General features: G+C 72.0%; 14 protein-coding genes. 9 read left to right on the top strand and 5 right to left on the bottom strand.

Annotated elements, in window-relative coordinates:
- The first annotated feature begins 65 nt into the window (after positions 1 to 65).
- Both pdxR and ACVCAG_RS20015 read left to right on the top strand, forming a co-directional pair.
- On the top strand, positions 66 to 1,535 hold the full coding sequence (pdxR, locus tag ACVCAG_RS20020; RefSeq protein ID WP_440084816.1) for a MocR-like pyridoxine biosynthesis transcription factor PdxR: 1,470 nt from the start codon (positions 66 to 68) through the stop codon (positions 1,533 to 1,535).
- Positions 1,536 to 1,862: 327 nt separating this feature from the next.
- Positions 1,863 to 2,714, top strand: a complete 852-nt coding sequence (locus ACVCAG_RS20015) for a serine hydrolase (RefSeq protein WP_440084815.1) — start codon at positions 1,863 to 1,865, stop codon at positions 2,712 to 2,714.
- Positions 2,715 to 2,744: 30 nt separating this feature from the next.
- On the opposite strand, the gene ACVCAG_RS20010 is transcribed toward ACVCAG_RS20015, so the two are convergent.
- The 3 genes from ACVCAG_RS20010 to ACVCAG_RS20000 form a co-directional block, all read right to left on the bottom strand.
- On the bottom strand, positions 2,745 to 2,975 hold the full coding sequence (locus tag ACVCAG_RS20010) for a hypothetical protein (RefSeq protein WP_440084814.1): 231 nt from the start codon (positions 2,973 to 2,975) through the stop codon (positions 2,745 to 2,747).
- Positions 2,976 to 3,034: 59 nt separating this feature from the next.
- Positions 3,035 to 3,805 carry a Clp protease N-terminal domain-containing protein gene (locus tag ACVCAG_RS20005; RefSeq protein ID WP_440084813.1) on the bottom strand — a complete coding sequence of 257 codons (771 nt, stop codon included), beginning with the start codon at positions 3,803 to 3,805 and terminating at the stop codon, positions 3,035 to 3,037.
- 105 nt (positions 3,806 to 3,910) lie between these two features.
- A complete protein-coding gene (locus tag ACVCAG_RS20000) occupies positions 3,911 to 4,975 on the bottom strand; it encodes a hypothetical protein (protein WP_440084812.1) in 1,065 nt (354 codons plus the stop codon).
- Between the two features lie 148 nt (positions 4,976 to 5,123).
- Here ACVCAG_RS20000 and ACVCAG_RS19995 point away from each other — a divergent pair, with 148 nt between their 5' ends.
- The 5 genes from ACVCAG_RS19995 to mug all read left to right on the top strand — a co-directional run bounded on the left by ACVCAG_RS19995 (position 5,124) and on the right by mug (position 12,634).
- Positions 5,124 to 6,047, top strand: a complete 924-nt coding sequence (locus ACVCAG_RS19995; protein WP_440084811.1) for a TIGR03560 family F420-dependent LLM class oxidoreductase — start codon at positions 5,124 to 5,126, stop codon at positions 6,045 to 6,047.
- A 308-nt stretch (positions 6,048 to 6,355) separates the two neighbouring features.
- Positions 6,356 to 8,035, top strand: a complete 1,680-nt coding sequence (locus ACVCAG_RS19990; protein WP_440084810.1) for a 3' terminal RNA ribose 2'-O-methyltransferase Hen1 — start codon at positions 6,356 to 6,358, stop codon at positions 8,033 to 8,035.
- Positions 8,028 to 10,526: a polynucleotide kinase-phosphatase gene (locus tag ACVCAG_RS19985; protein WP_440084809.1), complete on the top strand. Its 2,499-nt coding sequence runs from the start codon at positions 8,028 to 8,030 to the stop codon at positions 10,524 to 10,526. Before ACVCAG_RS19990 ends, ACVCAG_RS19985 begins: the two co-directional genes overlap by 8 nt.
- A gap of 83 nt (positions 10,527 to 10,609) precedes the next feature.
- Complete coding sequence (locus ACVCAG_RS19980) at positions 10,610 to 12,019, top strand: sugar porter family MFS transporter (protein WP_440084808.1); 1,410 nt, start codon at positions 10,610 to 10,612, stop codon at positions 12,017 to 12,019.
- A gap of 9 nt (positions 12,020 to 12,028) precedes the next feature.
- Positions 12,029 to 12,634: a G/U mismatch-specific DNA glycosylase gene (mug, locus tag ACVCAG_RS19975; protein ID WP_440084807.1), complete on the top strand. Its 606-nt coding sequence runs from the start codon at positions 12,029 to 12,031 to the stop codon at positions 12,632 to 12,634.
- A gap of 117 nt (positions 12,635 to 12,751) precedes the next feature.
- Here mug and ACVCAG_RS19970 read toward each other — a convergent pair whose 3' ends face one another.
- On the bottom strand, positions 12,752 to 13,303 hold the full coding sequence (locus tag ACVCAG_RS19970; RefSeq protein ID WP_440084806.1) for a DUF1707 SHOCT-like domain-containing protein: 552 nt from the start codon (positions 13,301 to 13,303) through the stop codon (positions 12,752 to 12,754).
- Between the two features lie 7 nt (positions 13,304 to 13,310).
- Entirely contained in the window at positions 13,311 to 14,093 is a 783-nt protein-coding gene (locus tag ACVCAG_RS19965) for a helix-turn-helix transcriptional regulator (RefSeq protein ID WP_440084805.1), read from the bottom strand.
- A gap of 839 nt (positions 14,094 to 14,932) precedes the next feature.
- Between ACVCAG_RS19965 and ACVCAG_RS19960 the strand changes: the two genes are divergently transcribed.
- Positions 14,933 to 15,661: a metal-dependent hydrolase gene (locus ACVCAG_RS19960; protein WP_440084804.1), complete on the top strand. Its 729-nt coding sequence runs from the start codon at positions 14,933 to 14,935 to the stop codon at positions 15,659 to 15,661.
- Positions 15,662 to 15,851: 190 nt separating this feature from the next.
- Entirely contained in the window at positions 15,852 to 18,623 is a 2,772-nt protein-coding gene (gene acnA / locus ACVCAG_RS19955) for an aconitate hydratase AcnA (RefSeq protein WP_440084803.1), read from the top strand.
- Positions 18,624 to 18,874: the final 251 nt, after the last annotated feature.

The following is an 18,874-nucleotide window of genomic DNA, read 5'->3' as shown; positions in this document are numbered from 1 at the left end:
AGCCCATTGGTCCCATGTAAGATCCAATATGAGGAGAGTCCACTGGGCCAATACGAGGGGACGCAATGGACTTCCACGTGAGCCTCACCGGTCGCGGCGACCTGTCCGCCCGCATCTACCGGCAGCTCCTGGACGCCGTCCTCGACGGCCGCCTGCGCCCGGGGGAGCGTCTGCCCCCCACCCGCGAGCTGGCGCGGCGGCTTGACGTGTCGCGCAACACCGCGGCCGTCGCCTACGAGCGGCTCATCGCCGAGGGCGTTCTCGTCGGCAGGGTCGGGGCGGGCACCTTCGTGTGCGCCGAGCCCCTCGCCCGCACCCGTCCCAGGAACGCGCCCGCGGGCGGCGGCGTGCGTCCCCGCCGCCTCTGGCGCTCCCCGGCCGCCCCGCAGGCCGAACCGGAGGGGGAGGCGGTCTACGACTTCAGGGTGGGGCTCCCCGACGCGGAGCTGTTCCCGCTCGAAACGTGGCGCAGGCTCGTCGCCCGCGAGCTGCGCCCGGCGCTGGTGCGCTCCGCCGGCTACGGCGACCCCGCCGGGTACGCGGACCTGCGGGAGGCCGTCGCCCGCCACGTCGGTGTCTCCCGCTCGGTGCGGGCGAGCGCCGATGACGTGCTCGTCACGCAGGGAGCCCAGCAGGCGCTCGACCTGATCGGCCGCGTCATGATCGAGCCGGGCTGCCGGGTGGCCGTCGAGGAGCCGGGCTACCCTCCGGCCAGGCTGCTGTTCCGGTCCCTGGGCGCGCGGGTCGTCGGCGTCCCCGTCGACGGGGAGGGCCTGGACGTGGCCGCCCTCCCCGACTCCGCCCGCCTCGTCTACGTCACGCCGTCACACCAGTTCCCGCTGGGTACGCCGATGTCGCTCGGCCGCCGCGCCGCGCTGCTCGAATGGGCCGGGCGGCGCGGCGCCGTGGTGATCGAGGACGACTACGACAGCGAGTTCCGCTTCGAGGACCGCCCGCTCGAACCGCTCCAGAGCCTCGACCGCAGCGGTCACGTCATCTACGTCGGCTCCTTCTCCAAAACGATGCTGCCGATGCTGCGTCTGGGCTTCCTGATCGCCCCCGCCTCGCTCCAACCCGCCCTCCGCGCCGCCAAGCGGCTCACCGACTGGAGCGGCGAGCTTCCCGCCCAGGCGGCGCTGGCCTGCTTCATCGACGAGGGCCTCCTCGGGCGGCACGTCCGCAGGGCGACGCGCGAGTACGCGGCCCGCCACGAGCGGATCCTCACCATCCTCCGGCGTGACTTCCACGACTGGCTGGAGCCGGTTCCCTCCGCCGCGGGCCTGCATCTCTGCGCCCACCTGAAGCCGGGCGCCGGGGTCGACACGGCCCTTGTGGCGGCGTACGCGTGGGAGGCGGGCGTCGCGCTGCAGGACCTCGCCGCCTACTACGGCGAGGCCCCCGCGCGGGCGGGACTGGTGCTCGGGTACGGCGCGATCCCCCTGGAGAGGATCGAACCGGGCCTGGGGCGCCTCGCGGAGAGCTTCCGCGAGGCGGGGAGCCTCCGCGTCGGAGCGCGATGCCGACCGGTGCCCTGACGGTGCCCCACCGGTTTTCCCTCGCCGTCCTCCCGCCGCCCCCTGGCCACCGTCGGCCGCCGTGCGGGGGACCGTCCTCGGGCCGGTTCACAGCCGGTCCGGCCGGTTCGCCGTGGGGTGCGCACGAGCCATGGGGCGCGCACGACCGGAGGGGGTAGGGGAGGCCCTCCCGCAAGAGCGGTGCAGGCGTCACTGCTCTTCCCCCCTCCACCGGACAGAGTCGGAGGCGTCATTCGTCCCCCGATCCCTAAGGCGAACCCATGCCTCGGAAGAACTCCCGCCGGCTGCTCGCGACCGCGGTCGCCGGCGCGCTGGTCCTGGCCGGTCATGGCGGTGACCGTGATGCGGCTGGCAGAGCGGAAGAGGATCGACCTGGACGCGCCCGTCGACCGTTACCTGCCCGGCACCGTACGCGGGAAGGGCGCGGGCGCGGCGACGGACGGGCGGAGGATCACGGTGCGCGACCTCCTCCGGCAGACCAGCGGGCTGCCCGAATACGCCGACGTGGCCGACTGGTCCAAGATCCCCCAGGACTACCTCGGGCTCGCGCTCGCCCGGAAGCCGACGCCTCTCGGCCGGTTCGCCTACTCCAACACCAACTACCTGGTCGCCGGCATGATCGTGCGTGCCGTGACCGGCCGCGACTTCCGCGAGGTCAGCCACGATCTGGTGATCGAACCGCTGGGCATGCGGAACACCTACTGGCCGGCCCGCGGCGAGACGGGCATCCGCGGGGCGCACGCGCACACCTACGGTGTGCAGCCCGCGAATCCCGGAACCGGGATCGTCGACCTCACGAGGTTGCCCGGCTACGAGTTCGGCGCCGGCGGCGGCCTGGTCTCCACACCCGGCGATCTCGACCGGTTCTGGCGAGGGGTGTTCGACGGCAAGGTGCTGTCACGCGAGACGCTGCGGACGATGGTCGGCGCTCCCGTGCCCGTCGGGGAGGCGGGCTGGCCCGCGGACGCCCGGTACGGTCTCGGCATCGCCCGCGCCCGGCTGAGCTGTGGTCCGGCCTGGTTCCACGGCGGTGACGTGCCCGGCGTGTCCGTCATCAGCGGGCGCGACCGGGCGGGACGCCAGGCGACCGTCTACACCACGGGCCAGGCCGGTACGGCAGGGCGGCGCGAGCACCTGATCGCAGCCTTCGAGACCGCCCTGTGCGGCCGAGCACGGTGAGGTCCCCGGCGCCCCGCCGGTCTCCAGCGGTCACCGGACCGGGGGCGCCACCCGCCGGGCACCGGATCCCGGTTCCCGGTCCGGGCCCGCCTCGGCCAGGAAGCGCCTGATGAGGGCGTGCGCGCCCATGCCCGCGCCCATGCCCGCAGGCACCCCGGCGAGCACGCCCGAGCCCATCCCCACGAGCACGCCGACGGCGATCCCGGTGACCAGCCACGCGATCACGCCCGCGACCAGGTACACGGCCGGGCGGGTGGTCACCGGGTACCCGCGGTGTGGAGGTCCCGTCCCTCGGGGCGGGGAGGGAATCGCGCCCACGGCTACGCCTCGTCCGCCGTGCCGAGGCGCTCCTCCAGCCGTTCGAGCCTGAGCAGGACGGGGCGCAGCTCCTCGCGCACGGCCGCCGACAGGGTGCTCGCCGCGTCGGCGGGCAGGGCCGGGGAAGGGGCGGCGGGCCGGGTCTGCGCGCGCAGGTGGACGTATCCGGCGAGCGCGGCCGAGACCGCGTGGCGGGTCAGCCGGTGCTCGGCGCCCAGCTCCCGCAGGATGCGCCCGGCCGCCCCGTCCGGTTCGGCGACCAGTCCGAGGAGCAGGTGCTCGCAGCCGACGTAGTTGTGACCGAGCGAGGTGGCCTCGGTGACGGTCATCTCCAGGGCCGCCGCCGCGGGCGCCCCGAAGGCGAGCTCCGCCTCGTCGGCGCCGGTCGCGGCCGGGGTGTCGAGGCTGAGCCGGTCCAGGCGCCGCCGCACCTCCTCGGGGTCGATCTCCAGGGCGCCGAGAACCTGGATCGCCAGGTTGCCTCCCTCGGCGAGCATGCCGCCCAGCAGGTGCTCGGTGCCGACCTCGGCCGCACCCAGGGCGCGCGCCTGCTCCACCGACAGCCTGACCACGTCCCGGGCCCGCGGGGTGAAGTGGGTGAGGCGCGCGGTCAGGTCGTCGAGGTCGGGGGCGCCGAGCGCCGTCTCGCGGATGGCCGTCACCCGCCGTACGGCCTGCTCCAGAGCCCGCTGGCACACGGCGGAGACCGGCACGCCCGCCTTCTTCACCGCTTCTGCCAGCTCGTCGGGCAGATAGACATTGATCTTCGGCATTTCATCTCCCCTATGGGGTTACAGGAGGGTTATAACCCATTGATAACCCCAAAGAAGGCGCTTGTCCAGTGCCTGCCCGGGTTTCCCGGGCCCGCCGAGGGCCGGCTAGCGCGTCGCGCCGGTGAGGAACCGGGTGATACCGGGAGAGAGGGCCGCGCCTCTCGTGGAGAGCCACGCCAGGCGGTTGCGGCTGGTGAAGGTGGCGAGCCTGCGGGCCTCCAGCCGCGTGAGGTCGCCGGGACCGGCCAGCACGGGTGTCAGGGCGATCCGGTTCCAGGCGGCGCTCTCGCCCAGGGAACGGGCGATCTGAGGGTGCGCGGCGCGGACGGCCGAGGCGATCGGGCGCAGGCGGTTCCCCGCGCCCGAGGCGGTGTCGACGGGCGCCAGGAGGTTGACGGCGGTGATCTCGGCGCCCGCCGCCCGGGTGGTCCGGAGCATCTCCTGGTCGGCGGGGGACAGGCCGGCCCCGGTGACCGGAAGGGTGAAGCTCACCGTGAGGGAACGGCCCTCGCCGGCCGCCTCGCGCTGCAGGGCCGCGATCGCCCTGGCCCGCCGCAGCACGGTGGCGCCGCCCGCCGGGCCGTGGACCTCGAAGTCGATGTACGTGGCCTCGAAGGTGCCGATCGCCCGGCGGTAGGCGGCGGTGAGCCTGGCGAGGTCGAAGCAGGCTGCGGCGAGCTCGCGCCCCGCCGGGCCGCCGAAGGCGAGGCCCGCGTTCCCGCCCGCGGCGCGCAGGGGGGCGAGCCGGTTGGCGACCGGGTTGCCCCCCTGCGCCTGGAGCCCGCCCCACTTGGGGACGCAGCCCTTCTGCCCTGCGGTGAGGTGACCCAGCGTGAACCAGCGCACGTGGCTCCTCCTGGCCTCCCTGGAAAGGTTGAAGCGCGGCTCGCGGACCGCGTCCACGAACGCCACGAAGCCCGAAGGGCGGGTGACGGCCGGTGGGGGCGAGGGCTCGGCCGCGGACCCCGAGGCCGTTCCCGAGGGCGTCGCCCCGGACCCGGCCCGCCCCTCGAGGGGGGCCCACTCGCCCTGCGCCCTGGAGGGCAGCAGCCAGATCGCGGCCCCGGTGCCCGCGGCGAGCGCGATCGAGGCGAGCACCACGAGGGGCCGGGGCGGGGTGCCGGGCTCGCGGACCCGGCGGGTGTGGGGGCGGTCGGTCGCCACAGGCATGTGATCCCCTCCTCGACGGCCAAGGGGTGATCGCTGTGAGTGGTCGATCCGCTACCCGTTGCGTCAGAGGCCAGAACGTTAGCAAGCGTTCCCGCCGCGGCGCGGGCTTTCTGCGGATGCCGTCCGGAGTGCCCGGATAATGGTTCTCATGAAGTTGAGGATCTTCACTGAACCGCAGCAGGGTGCCACCTACGACGAACTGCTGACGGTCGCGCTGGCCGCGGAGCGGCTGGGGTTCGACGCCTTCTTCCGTTCCGACCACTACATGCGGCTCGGACCCGGCGACCCGGGACCCGGCTCCACCGACGCCTGGACGACCCTGGCCGGCCTCGCCAGGGACACCTCCACGATCCGTCTCGGCACCCTGGTCACGCCGGTCACCTTCCGGCTGCCGGGCCCGCTGGCGATCAGCGTGGCCCAGGTCGACCAGATGAGCGGCGGGCGGGTGGAGCTGGGCCTGGGCACCGGCTGGTACGACGCCGAGCACACCGCGTACGGCATCCCGTTCCCGCCGGTCGGTGAGCGGTTCGGCCGGTTCGAGGAGCAGCTGGAGATACTGGTCGGGCTCTGGACCACGCCCAAGGGTGAGACGTTCTCCTTCGAAGGGGCCCACTACCGGCTGGCCGACTCGCTCGCGCTGCCGAAGCCCGCGCAGAGCCCGAAACCGCCGATCATCATCGGCGGCACCGGCGCCACGCGCACCCCGCGCCTGGTCGCCCGGTTCGCCGACGAGTACAACGTGCCGTTCCGCACCCTGGAGGACACCTCGCAGGCCTTCGACCGGGTCAGAAAGGCGTGCGAGGCGGAGGGCAGGGAACAGGTCGTGTTCTCCGTCGCGCAGACCGTCTGCGTCGGTTCCGACGACGCGGAGATCGCGCGGCGGGCCGAGGCGACCGGGCAGGACCTCGCCGCGCTGCGTGCGACGGGCCTGGCGGGCACCCCCGCCGAGGTGGCCGAGAAGATCGGCCGGTTCGCCGAGCTGGGCGCCGAGCGGATCTATCTGCAGGTGCTGGACCTGGACGACCTCGACCAGCTGGAACTCATCTCGGACGAGATCCTGTCCCACGTGTAGGCCGCGGGCCCGCGCGTCACCGCGTACGGGCGGGCCGTTCACGGACCGGCTCGCCCCCGGCCTCCCGGCCCCCGCCCCCGCCCCTCGACCCGGCCCTCGCCCTCGGCCGTGAGCCGCCCCCGCGGGCGCGCTCCCGGTCCTGGCCCGGGACCGCGCCCTCGGAGCTCCCCGCTGGGAACGGATCATGACATGTCGCCCAACCGGCGGCGTGTCGTGTGGATCCGGAACCATCGGTCGATGGCCGGGTCATGGGGGTTCGGGGCGTTAACCGATGGCCGTCCCGGCGGGGGTGCGGCACACTGAACCGGGTGTTGCTGACGATCTCCACCACCGTGAGTCCCGCCACGGACCTCGGATTCCTGCTGCACAAGCACCCCGACCGGGTCCAGGAGTTCGGGCAGTCGTACGGCGTGGCACGTGTCCTCTACCCCGAGGCGAGCGAGGAGCGCTGCACGGCCGCGCTGATGCTCGACGTCGACCCGGTCCGCCTGGTGCGCTCGCGCGACCGGTCCACGCCCGACTACACGCTGGGCCAGTACGTCAACGACCGGCCCTACGCCGCGTCGTCGCTGCTGGCCGTGGCGCTGGCCGACGTGTTCCGCACGGCGCGCACCGGGCGCTGTGACAGCCGTCCCGAGCTGGCCGCGGGGCCGATACCGCTGGAGATCACCCTGCCCGTGCTGCCGTGCAAGGGCGGTCCCGAGCTCGCGCGCCGGCTGTTCGAACCGCTGGGCTGGCGGGTCGAGGCGACCGCCCTGCCGCTGGACGAGGAGTTCCCCGAGTGGGGCGACTCCCGTTACGTGCGGCTGGTGCTGCGCGGGGAGGTCCGCCTGGCCGACGCGCTCAACCAGCTCTACGTGCTGCTTCCCGTGCTCGACGACGCCAAGCACTACTGGGTGGCCCCCGACGAGGTGGACAAGCTGATCAGGGCGGGCGAGTCGTGGCTGGCCGCCCACCCCGCCCGGGGTCTGATCACTCACCGCTACCTCGGCCGTCGCCGGGCCCTCACCCGTACCGCCTTCGCCCGCCTCGCCGAGATCGGCGACGACGTGGAGGAGGACCTCGAGACCCCTGTCGAGGAGGACCCCTCGGCCGACCCCGCCGCGGAGGGTTCCGCCGGGGAGGAGCCGGGGGAGGGGCCGGGAGCCGCCGCCGTCGGCGGGACCGGCGCGCCGGACGGGGACCTTCCGGCCGGTGAGATCCCTTCCGAGGGGGAGTCGCGGACCGGGCCCGGGGGCGCCGCCAGGCGGCCGTTGAACATCCTTCGCCTGGAGGCCGTGCTCGCCACGCTGGAGGGACTGGGAGTGGGCACCGTCATCGACCTCGGGTGCGGTTCCGGCCGTCTGGTCGCGGCGCTGCTCGACCGGCCCCGGTTCACCAGGGTGGCGGGAGCGGACGTTTCCTCCCGGGCGCTGGCGCTCGCGGCCAGGCGGCTGAGGCTCGACCGGATGCCGGAACGCCGGCGGGAGCGGCTGGAGTTGTTCCAGGGCGCGCTGACCTACACCGACGTCCGGTTCGCCGGGTATGACGCCGCGGTGCTGATGGAGGTCGTCGAGCACGTCGATCCGCCGCGCCTGGACGCGCTGGAGCGGGTGGTCTTCGGAACCGCCCGGCCGGGGTACGTGATCGTCACGACCCCCAACGTCGAGCACAACGTCCGCTACGAATCCCTGAGCGGTGCGCGCCACCCCGACCACCGCTTCGAGTGGACCCGCGCCGAGTTCCGCGCGTGGGCGGCGAAGGTGTGCGGCGAGTACGGCTACCGCGCCGAGTTCCTGCCGGTCGGCGACGACGACCCCGAGGTCGGCCCGCCCACCCAGATGGCCCTGTTCGGCCTCGCGGGCGTGAAGGACCCCGCGGGCGTGAAGGGCCTTGCGGGCGTGAAGGACCTTGCGGGCGCGTCAGGCGGTCCCGGGAGTACCGAAGACGGTCCCGGAAGTACGGAGACGCCCATGGGCGCGGGAGACGCGGGAGGTGGAGATGACTGAGATCGCCGTACCGGAGATGTCGCTCGTCGTGCTCGTGGGGGTGTCCGGCAGCGGCAAGTCGACCTTCGCCGCCAGGCACTTCGCGCCGACCCAGGTGATCTCCTCCGACTTCTGCCGGGGGCTGGTCGCCGACGACGAGAACGACCAGGCCGCCACCCCCGACGCCTTCGACGTGCTCCACTACATCGTCGGCACCCGCCTGAGGCGCGGGCTGCTGACGGTCGTGGACGCCACGAACGTGCAGTGGGAGGCGCGCAAGCAGCTGGTCACCCTCGCGAAGGCGCACAACGTGCTGGTCGACGCGATCGTCCTGGACGTACCGGAGGAGCTGGCGATCGCGCGCAACGAGTCCAGGCCCGACCGGGACTTCGGGGCGCGCGTGGTCGTCAGGCAGCGCAAGGAGCTGCGCCGTTCCATGAGCAGGATCTCCCGTGACGGCTTCCGCCGGGTCCACGTGCTGCGCGGGGCCGAGGAGATCGAGGCCGCGACGGTCGTCACCGAGAGGGCGTGGACCGACAGGCGCGAGCTGACCGGCCCGTTCGACATCGTGGGCGACGTGCACGGCTGCCGCGCCGAGCTGGAGACGCTGCTGCGCGACCTCGGCTGGGAGGTCGACCCCGGCGGCGCGGGGGCGGTCCACCCCGAGAGCAGGACGGCGGTGTTCGTCGGCGACCTGGTGGACCGGGGGCCCGACTCGCCGGGCGTGCTCCGGCTGGTCATGGGCATGGTCGCGGCCGGGACCGCGCTGTGCGTGTCGGGCAACCACGAGCAGAAGCTGGCCCGCGCGCTCAACGGCCGCAAGGTCCGGGTGGCCCACGGCCTCCAGGAGTCCCTGGACCAGCTGGCCGCCGAGCCGGAGGAGTTCAGGCGGGAGGCGCTGGCCTTCATGGACGGCCTGATCAGCCACTACCAGCTCGACGGGGGCAAACTCGTCGTCGCCCACGCCGGGCTCAAGGAGGAGTACCACGGCCGCGCCTCCGGCAGGGTCCGCTCCTTCGCGCTGTACGGCGACACCACCGGCGAGACCGACGAGTACGGTCTGCCGGTGCGCTACCCCTGGGCGCACGAGTACCGGGGCCGGGCCATGGTCGTCTACGGCCACACCCCGGTCCCCGAGACCGAGTGGATCAACAACACGATCTGCCTGGACACCGGGGTGGTCTTCGGCGGGCGCCTCACCGCGCTGCGCTACCCGGAGCGGGAGATCGTCTCGGTGCCCGCCGAGCGCGTCTGGTACGAGTCGGTCAAGCCGCTGACCGCCCCCGGTCACCGCGCTCCCGGCATGCTCTCCGTCGACGACGTGCGGGGCACCCGCCACATCGAGGTGCGCCACGGCGGCGGCCGCATCAAGGTCCGCGAGGAGAACTCGGCAGCCGCCCTGGAGATCATGAGCCGGTTCGCGGTGGACCCGCGCTGGCTGGTCTACCTCCCGCCGACGATGGCGCCTCCGGAGACCTCCCGTCTCGACGGCTACCTGGAGCACCCGGCCGAGGCGTTCGCCGAGTTCGCGGCGGCCGGGGTGACCCGGGTGGTGTGCGAGGAGAAGCACATGGGCTCGCGGGCGGTGGCCGTGCTGGCCGCCGACCCGGAGGTGGCGGCGGCTCGGTTCGGGGTCACCGACGGCAGCGCGGGGGCGGTCTACACCCGTACCGGAAGGTCGTTCTTCGCCGACACCACCGAGCTGGTCGACAGGCTCAGGCGGGTGTGCGCGCCGCTGATGGAGGAGCTGGGGTCGGGCTGGATCGCCCTCGACTGCGAGCTGCTGCCCTGGTCGGCCAAGGCCGAGGGGCTGATCCGCGGCCAGTACGCGTCGGTGGGCGCCGCGGCACGCACGGTGCTGCCCGAGGCGATCACCGTGCTGGAGGCGGCGGCCGGGCGCGGTTTGGATGTGGGCGATCTGTTGGACCGCACCCGACGCCGCTCCACCAACGCTGCCCGTTTCAGGCAGGCATATGCACGTTACTGCTGGCCTGTCTCCGGACTCGAGGGTCTTCGGCTGGCACCGTTCCAGATCCTCGCCTGCGAGGGCAGGGCGACCGCGATCCAGGAGCCGCACTCCTGGCACCTGGATCTGCTGTCGCGGCTCGACGACCCGCTGATCGCGCCCACCCGGCACGTGTTCGCCGATCCGGCCTCGCCGGAGTCCACGGAGGCGGCCACGGCCTGGTGGTCGGCGCTGACCGCCGAGGGCGGCGAGGGCATGGTCGTCAAGCCGCTGGACCCGCCGGACGGGCGGAGCCGGGTGCAGCCCGGGGTCAAGGTGCGCGGACGGGAGTACCTGCGGATCATCTACGGGCCCGACTACACCGAGAGCCTGGACGTGCTGCGCCGCCGGTTCCTGGGCCGCAAGCGATCGCTCGCCCTGCGCGAGCACGCGCTGGGTCTCGAGGCGCTCTCCCGGCTGGCCGAGGGGGAGCCGCTGTGGAGGGTGCACGAGGCGGTCTTCGCCGTCCTGGCCCTGGAGTCCGAGCCGGTCGATCCCCGGCTGTAGTCCCCGCCGGTGGCCGGTGCATCCGCCCGTCCCGAAAGTCCGGAAGCCATGTCTCAAATCTCCTTCTGGGGGAAAGAACCCTCATGGCCAGCACTGCTCCCACGGGCACCTCCGGCGAGAACATCGGGCACGTCGTCTTCATCACCGCCGCGGCGGCGATCGGCGGCTTTCTCTTCGGGTACGACAGCGCCGTCATCAACGGCGCCGTCACCGGGATCGAGAAGAACTTCGACGTCGGCCCGGTCCAGACCGGCTTCGTCGTGGCGATCGCGCTGCTGGGCTCGGCGCTGGGCGCCTGGATCGCCGGAGGGCTGGCCGACCGCTGGGGACGCACCAGGGCGATGCAGGTGGCCGCGATCCTGTTCGCGGTCAGTTCCGTCGGCCAGGCCCTGCCCTTCGCGCTCTGGGACCTGGCCCTGTGGCGGGTGCTCGCCGGTGTGGGCATCGGCATGGCCTCGGTGATCGGCCCCGCCTACATCGCGGAGGTCGCACCGCCCGCCTACCGGGGGCGGCTGGGGTCCTTCCAGCAGCTCGCGATCGTGCTGGGCATCGCGGTCTCCCAGCTGGTCAACTACGCGATCGCGGAGCGGGCCGGGGGGGACGTCAACAACGAGCTGCTCGGGCTGCAGGCCTGGCAGTGGATGCTCGGCGCCTGCCTGATCCCCGCCCTGCTCTATCTGGTCTTCGCGACGATCATCCCCGAGTCGCCGCGCTTCCTCATCGCGGTCGGGAAGACGGACGCGGCGCGCAAGGTGCTGTCGGAGGTCGAGGGCGAGGGAACCGATCTGGACGCCCGGCTGGCGGAGATCGAGACCTCGCTGCGCAGCGAGCGCCGGCCCCGCCTGCGCGACCTGCGCGGTTCCCGGTTCGGGCTGATGCCGATCGTCTGGATCGGCATCCTGCTCTCCGTCTTCCAGCAGTTCGTCGGCATCAACGTGATCTTCTACTACTCGGCGTCGCTGTGGCAGTCGGTCGGCATCAACCAGTCGGACTCGCTGCTCATCAGTTTCTCCACCTCGATCATCAACATCGTCGGCACGTTCATCGCCATCGCGCTGGTCGACAGGATCGGCCGCAGGCCGCTGCTGCTGATCGGCTCCGCGGGCATGACGGCCGCGCTGGCCGTGGCCGCGTGGGCCTTCAGCGCGGGTGTCCCCAGTGGCGAGGCGGTCAAGCTGCCCGAGGCCCAGGGCACGGTCGCCCTGATCGCCGCGCACGTCTTCGTGCTGTTCTTCGCGCTGTCGTGGGGTGTGATCGTCTGGGTGCTGCTGGGGGAGATGTTCCCCAACCGCGTCAGGGCCGCCGCGCTCTCGGTGGCCGCCGCCGCGCAGTGGGTGGCCAACTGGCTGATCACCGTCTCGTTCCCGTCGCTGAGCGAGTGGAACCTGGCCGGGGCCTACGTGGGGTACGCCGCCTTCGCCGCGCTCTCCTTCGTCTTCGTGCTGTTCAAGGTACGGGAGACCAAGGGGCGAAAGCTCGAGGAGATGGGCTAGGTTCGTCCCGTGCCGTCCAAGAGACAGGAAAGTGCCCCGCTCGCGAGGCGGGCGACCTCCGGAGCGCGGCTCCCGGCGCGGCCGAGCCGCGCCGAGCTCGAGGCGGCCGGGGAGAGGACGATCGAGGACGTGCTCGGGCCCTCGCTGGACGTGCTGTTCTGCGGGATCAACCCCGGCCTGTACTCCGCGGCCACCGGCCATCACTTCGCCCGCCCCGGCAACCGCTTCTGGCCCGCGCTGCACCGCTCGGGCTTCACCCCCCGGTTGCTCTCGCCCGCCGAGCAGGACCTGCTTCCCTCGTACGGGCTGGGCATCACCAACGTGGTGCGACGGCCCACCGCGCAGGCGGCGGAACTGTCCGCCGAGGAGTTCCGCGCGGGCGGGGAGCGCCTGGCGGGGCTGGTCGCCGAGATCCGCCCGAGGGTGCTGGCGGTGGCGGGGGTGACCGCCTACCGGCAGGCGTTCGGCGTGCCCAAGGCCGTGATCGGGCCGCAGGAGAGCGAGATCGGCGGCGCGGCGGTGTGGGTGCTGCCCAACCCGAGCGGCCTGAACGCGCACTGGACGCTGGACGGGATCGCGGGAGAGATGCGCAGGCTCCGGGAGTCTCTCGCCTGACCGGCCGGTGCGGGCGCCCCCGCGAGCCGGTACGGGCTTCGGGCGAGCACGCCGCGCCCGCTCGCCCGAAGCCCTCAAAGGCCGGTGGAGGCCGGTCGGAAGCGGTTCAGAGGCGGGTCAGGACGCCGGACGGGGGCCGACCCCGCGGGAGCGCGTCCTGGAGCGCCCCCGCCCGCGGTGGAGCATGCCCAGCACCGCCATCACCAGCCAGGCGAGGAAGACGAACTTGAGCACCCCGAACCCGCCGATCAACACCCCGGCCACCATCACCGGGATGATCAGGGGGAAGAACGGCGGCCCGCCGCGGTGACCCCTGGGGCGGCGGCCCCCGGGACGGTGGTGGCCCCAGGGGTGGGCGTGCGCGCGGTGCCGGTGGCCCGGCCCCCACGGTCCGCCCGGCCCCCACGGTCCCCTCCCCGGACCCCAGGGGGCCCCCGCGCCCCAGGGACCCCAGGTGTCCTCGGACTCCTCCGGCCGGGAGCCGCTCGGGCCGGGCAGGTCCGCGCTCACCCGGGCCAGCTCGCCGCCGGTCCGCGCGGACAGGGTCAGTTCGAGGCGCTCGTCGAGCTCCTCGCGGGTCAGGCGGCCCTGCACGTAGTGCTCGCGCAGGGACTCCATCGCCGCGTCACGCTCGGCGTCTCCGATACGGAGGTCGTCTCGGGGGGTCATGGTCGGGTCACTCCTCGCCGGTGTCGCCGTCGGCCAAGATCTGGTAGAGCTTGCGGCGCGTCTCGACCAGGGTCTGCTTGGCCTGCCGGATCTGCGCGTCGCTGCCGGTCTGCAGGATCTGGAGCATGGCGAACCCCGACTGGCGGGTGATGTCCATCAGCTCCCAGGTGCTGTCGTCGACATCGGGCGTCATCTCCTCCCACGGGGCGCGGACCTCGTCGGAGTGCTCGGCCACGTAGGCGCGTCCGGCGTCGGTGAGGCTGAAGGTCTTGCGGCCCTCGTTCTCCTCGGCCAGGACCAGACCCTCGTCGGTGAGCTGCTGCAGGGCCGGGTAGACCGCTCCCGGGCTGGGCTTCCAGCCGCCCTCGCTGCGCCGCTCGATCTCCTGGATGATCTGGTAGCCGTTGCACGAGGACTCGGTGAGCAGGGCGAGGATCGCCGCGCGGACGTCGCCGCGCTTCGCCTTGCGCCCCCTCCCGAACGGCGGGCCGCCGAACGGGCCCCCGCCGAACGGGCCTCTGCCCCCCCTGCCGCCCCGGCCCATGTCCCAGGGGAACCCGCCGAAGGGGAAGGGGCCGCGGTGGCCGCGGTGCCGGTGCTCGCGAGGCCCGCCATCGTGGTGCTCGTGGTGGGTGTGGTGTGGCGCGCGGGGGCCGTGCTCCGGGCCGCCCTCGTGCCATCCGGCGGCCATCTGCCGCCATGCCTCCCTGGCCGCGCGCTTCATCTCGCGCCTGACCTCGTGGGACCCGAATCCGGCCCAGGGAGCGCCCATCGCGTTGGACGATGTCATGCCGTACCTCCATGCCGCGATCGTCTTTTGATCGCTCTCGATGCTTCAAAGATATATCGAGAACATTCTGACAGCAACCTCATGTCACGAAATGGGGGTTATGTGGGACCTGAGGCATTTGATCGTCGGCGGGATGAGACGCTTCCCGGCACGCCGGGGGTCGACCGAGCCCGGGCGGGAGTCGCCGAGCGGGTGGGCCCGGCACGGGCCCCGGAGCCTCCGGTTCGCCGCCCTCCGCCCCTGTTTCGGCCACCTTCGCCGAGAGTGATGACTCGTCACCCTGAGTAGAAGTGAGGCAGATCACGTAATTCTTGCCGGATTCTGGAACAAGTACTGAGACCTGCACGTTACAAAGGACGTAGACGGGATTCGTTCCGCGCCGGAAGGGCTGGGGGGTGCTTTCGGCGCGGAACGGTCCCGTCTGTCGTTTCTCCACGTTTTCGCACGTCTCTTCTTGATCGCGACCCTCCCGGGTTCGCGTCCGGGCCTCCGGTGAAGACCCCCGGAGGGCTCCCCGCCCCAGGCCCGCCCCGCGAGGGCGATCACTCCGCCGAGATGCTCCAGGGCCGCCGTCCCAGGCACCATTCGCCCGTTCCATCCGTTCCCCATCCGTAGGAAGATTCGGATGGCAGGCACCTCTCGTGAAGGGACGGGAAGATCGAAGCGGACCGTCGTCGCCCTCGGGCGACCCTGGAGTCGGCCGGAAACGATCAGCACGCACGCGCCGGGGCCGTCTCGCCCGCGCGACACGCCGATGGCGTGAAATGGCACGGTCCTCCATCTGGGGGAGGCTTTGACGTACAGTCTCCCGAGGTGATCTTGATGGGGGTTTTTGACCGATGATGGGGCATACGCACGCGCTGACAGGGGCGATCGCCTGGCTGGGGGTGGCGCCCGCGCTGGCCGCGCTGCCCTTGCTGACCGAGACGTCCAGGTTCATCGAGACCGGTGTCATGGTCAACGCGCTCAACCCGGCCGAGTTCGTCGCCGGGGCCATCATCTGCGCCGGTGCCGCGATGCTGCCCGACCTCGACCATCCGAGCGCGACGATCGCGCAGACGTTCGGGCCGGTCACCTGGGGGCTGAGCAAGGCGGTCTCGTGGCTCGCCGGAGGCCACCGCAACGCCACCCACTCGCTGGTGTTCGCGATCGCGGCGGGCTTCGGCGCGCACTACCTGGCCAACACCTATCCGATCGGCCGCGACATCCTGGTGATCCTGCTCATCGGCCTGTCGCTGCGGGCGATCGGCATCGGCATCCCGGGCAAGAAGTTCGCCTCGGCGATGCTCAACGTCGGCATGACGGCCGGGCTGTTCGTGGTGTTCCGCAGCGACAACGTGGAGTACGCCTGGCTGGGGCTCGCGGTCGCGATCGGGTGCCTCACCCACGTCGTGGGCGACTGCTGCACCGAGAAGGGCTGTCCGGTGCTCTGGCCGATGCGGCAGAAGTGGCTGCTGCCGTGGAAGATCGGCATCAAGACGGGCCGGGCCTTCGAGCAGAAGTTTCTCGCCCCGGTACTTTCCGTCGTCGTTCTCGGGTTGCTGTACCTCCGCCTCGCTCCGCAGTGATCATACTGAGGAGTAATTTGATGTCGAGATACCCGGAGGGATATCTTGATATCGAGACATCCGCTGCAACCTGCGGGTGGCCTGGAAGTTAGGCAGACCTAACAGTTCGGGGCGCTCGGGCGGTGCGGCAGGATTCAATCGCGCCCTATGTGCCGGCGCGCCAGACATCAGGTGATGAGGGAGGCGAACCGTGTCCGCGAACAGCTTCGGCAGTCGTGACACGCTCCGCGTCGGTGACGCGGAGTACGAGATCTACCGGCTGGACGCCGTGGAGGGGTCGGGACGTCTCCCGTACAGCCTGAAGATCCTTCTGGAGAACCTTCTCCGCACGGAGGACGGCGCGAACATCACCGCCGACCACATCCGTGCGATCGGCCAGTGGGACCCCGAGGCCGCCCCGAACGTGGAGATCCAGTTCACGCCGGCCCGCGTGATCATGCAGGACTTCACCGGCGTCCCGTGCGTCGTCGACCTGGCGACCATGCGCGAGGCCGTCCGCGACCTCGGCGGCGACCCGGCCAGGATCAACCCGCTCGCCCCGGCCGAGATGGTCATCGACCACTCGGTCATCGTCGACTTCTTCGGCGGCGCCGACTCCTTCCAGCGCAACGTCGACAGGGAGTACGAGCGCAACCGCGAGCGCTACCAGTTCCTGCGCTGGGGCCAGACCGCCTTCGACGAGTTCAAGGTCGTCCCGCCGGGCACCGGCATCGTGCACCAGGTCAACATCGAGCACCTGGCCCGGGTCGTGATGGTCCGAGAGGGTAAGGCATACCCGGACACCTGCGTCGGCACCGACTCCCACACCACCATGGAGAACGGCATCGGCGTCCTGGGCTGGGGCGTCGGCGGCATCGAGGCCGAGGCCGCGATGCTCGGCCAGCCGATCTCCATGCTCATCCCGCGGGTGGTCGGTTTCAAGCTGACCGGCAAGCTCCCCGCCGGGGCCACCGCCACCGACCTGGTGCTCACGATCACCGAGATGCTCCGCAAGCACGGCGTCGTCGGCAAGTTCGTGGAGTTCTACGGCGACGGCGTCTCCAGCGTGCCGCTGGCCAACCGGGCCACGATCGGCAACATGAGCCCCGAGTTCGGCTCGACCTGCGCGATCTTCCCGATCGACGGCCAGACGACCGACTACCTCACGCTGACCGGCCGCCCCGCCGAGCAGGTCGCCCTGGTCGAGGCCTACGCCAAGGCCCAGGGCATGTGGCTCGACCCCGAGGCCGAGGAGCCGGTCTTCTCCGAGTACATCGAGCTGGACCTGTCCACGGTCGTCCCGTCGATCGCCGGCCCCAAGCGGCCCCAGGACCGCATCGCGCTGTCGGACGCCAAGAGCGCCTGGCGCGCGGCCGTCAAGGACTACGTGTCGAGCGAGCAGGGCCCGCTCGACGAGGCGTCCGGCGAGTCGTTCCCCGCCTCCGACTCCCCGGCGGTCTCCCACAACGACAACGGCGACAAGCCGCACCCGGCCGGCCTCGGCGGCGAGCGCCCGCACAAGGTCGTGCGGGTCACCCTGGCCGACGGCACCGACTTCGAGATCGACCACGGCGTGGTGACCATCGCCGCGATCACCAGCTGCACCAACACCTCCAACCCGTACGTCATGATGGGCGCCGCGCTGCTCGCCAGGAACGCGGTCGAGAAGGGCCTGACCCGCAAGCCGTGGGTCAAGACCTCGCTCGCCCCCGGCTCGCAGGTGGTCACCGGCTATTTCGAGCGCTCCGGCCTGCAGCCGTACCTCGACAAGATCGGTTTCAACCTGGTCGGCTACGGCTGCACCACCTGCATCGGCAACTCGGGCCCGCTGCAGGAGGAGATCTCCGCCGCCATCCAGGAGAACGACCTCGCGGTCACCGCGGTGCTGTCGGGCAACCGCAACTTCGAGGGCCGGATCAACCCCGACGTCAAGATGAACTACCTGGCCTCGCCGCCGCTGGTCGTCGCCTACGCCCTCGCGGGCACCATGGACCTCGACCTGAACAACGAGCCGCTGGGGGTGGGCTCGGACGGCGAGCCGGTGTTCCTCGCCGACATCTGGCCGGCGCCCGAGGAGATCGCGGCGGTCGTCGCCTCCTCGATCGACCAGGAGATGTTCCTGCACGACTACGCCGACGTGTTCAAGGGCGACGAGACCTGGCGCTCGCTGCCGATCCCGACCGGCAACACCTTCGAGTGGGACCCGGACTCGACCTACGTCCGCAAGGCCCCCTACTTCGAGGGCATGCCGCCGGAGCCGGAGCCGGTGACCGACATCTCCGGGGCCCGGGTGCTCGCGAAGCTGGGCGACTCGGTCACCACCGACCACATCTCCCCGGCAGGCGCGATCAAGGTCGGCACTCCCGCCGCCGACTACCTGAAGGAGAACGGCGTCGGGGTCAAGGACTTCAACTCCTACGGCTCGCGCCGGGGCAACCACGAGGTCATGATCCGCGGCACCTTCGCCAACATCCGGCTGAGGAACCTGCTGCTCGACGGCGTGGAGGGCGGCTACACCCGTGACTTCACCCTTGACGGCGGGCCGCAGTCCTTCATCTACGACGCCTCGGCCAACTACCAGGCCGCGGGCATCCCGCTCGTGGTGCTGGCCGGCAAGGAGTACGGCTCGGGCTCCTCGCGCGACTGGGCGGCCAAGGGCACCGCGCTGCTCGGCGTCCGCGCCGTCATCGCCGAGTCCTACGAGCGCATCCACCGCTCCAACCTCATCGGCATGGGCGTGCTGCCGCTGCAGTTCCCCGAGGGCGAGACGGCGCAGTCGCTGGGCCTGACCGGCGAGGAGACCTTCGACGTCGTCGGCGTCGAGGCCCTCAACGAGGGCGGCGTCCCGCAGACCGTGACGGTCCGGGCCGACGGCAAGGAGTTCCAGGCGGTCGTGCGCATCGACACCCCCGGAGAGGCCGACTACTACCGGCACGGGGGCATCATGCAGTACGTCCTGCGCTCCCTGCTCGCCAAGAGCTGAGCAGGGGGGCGAGGCCGCACGTAAGCCTCGCCCGCATGGGGACACACCCCAGACGAGAACCGCCCGGCGGGACACCATCCTGCCGGGCGGTTCCGTGCTTTCCGGAGACTTTCGCGCGTCCCGAGGCGCCGGGATCCCGAGGATTCCCGAAGGGCGGGGCCGGGCAAGGGCAGGGGCCGACGGGGAGAGCGCCGCACCGCGCCGGGAAAAAGGCAGCTCAGAGCCGCGATCCCAATAACCGCAGGGGTATC

It is taken from the genome of Streptosporangium sp. G12, from assembly GCF_052983175.1.
This window is presented reverse-complemented; position numbering and strand designations above follow the sequence as displayed.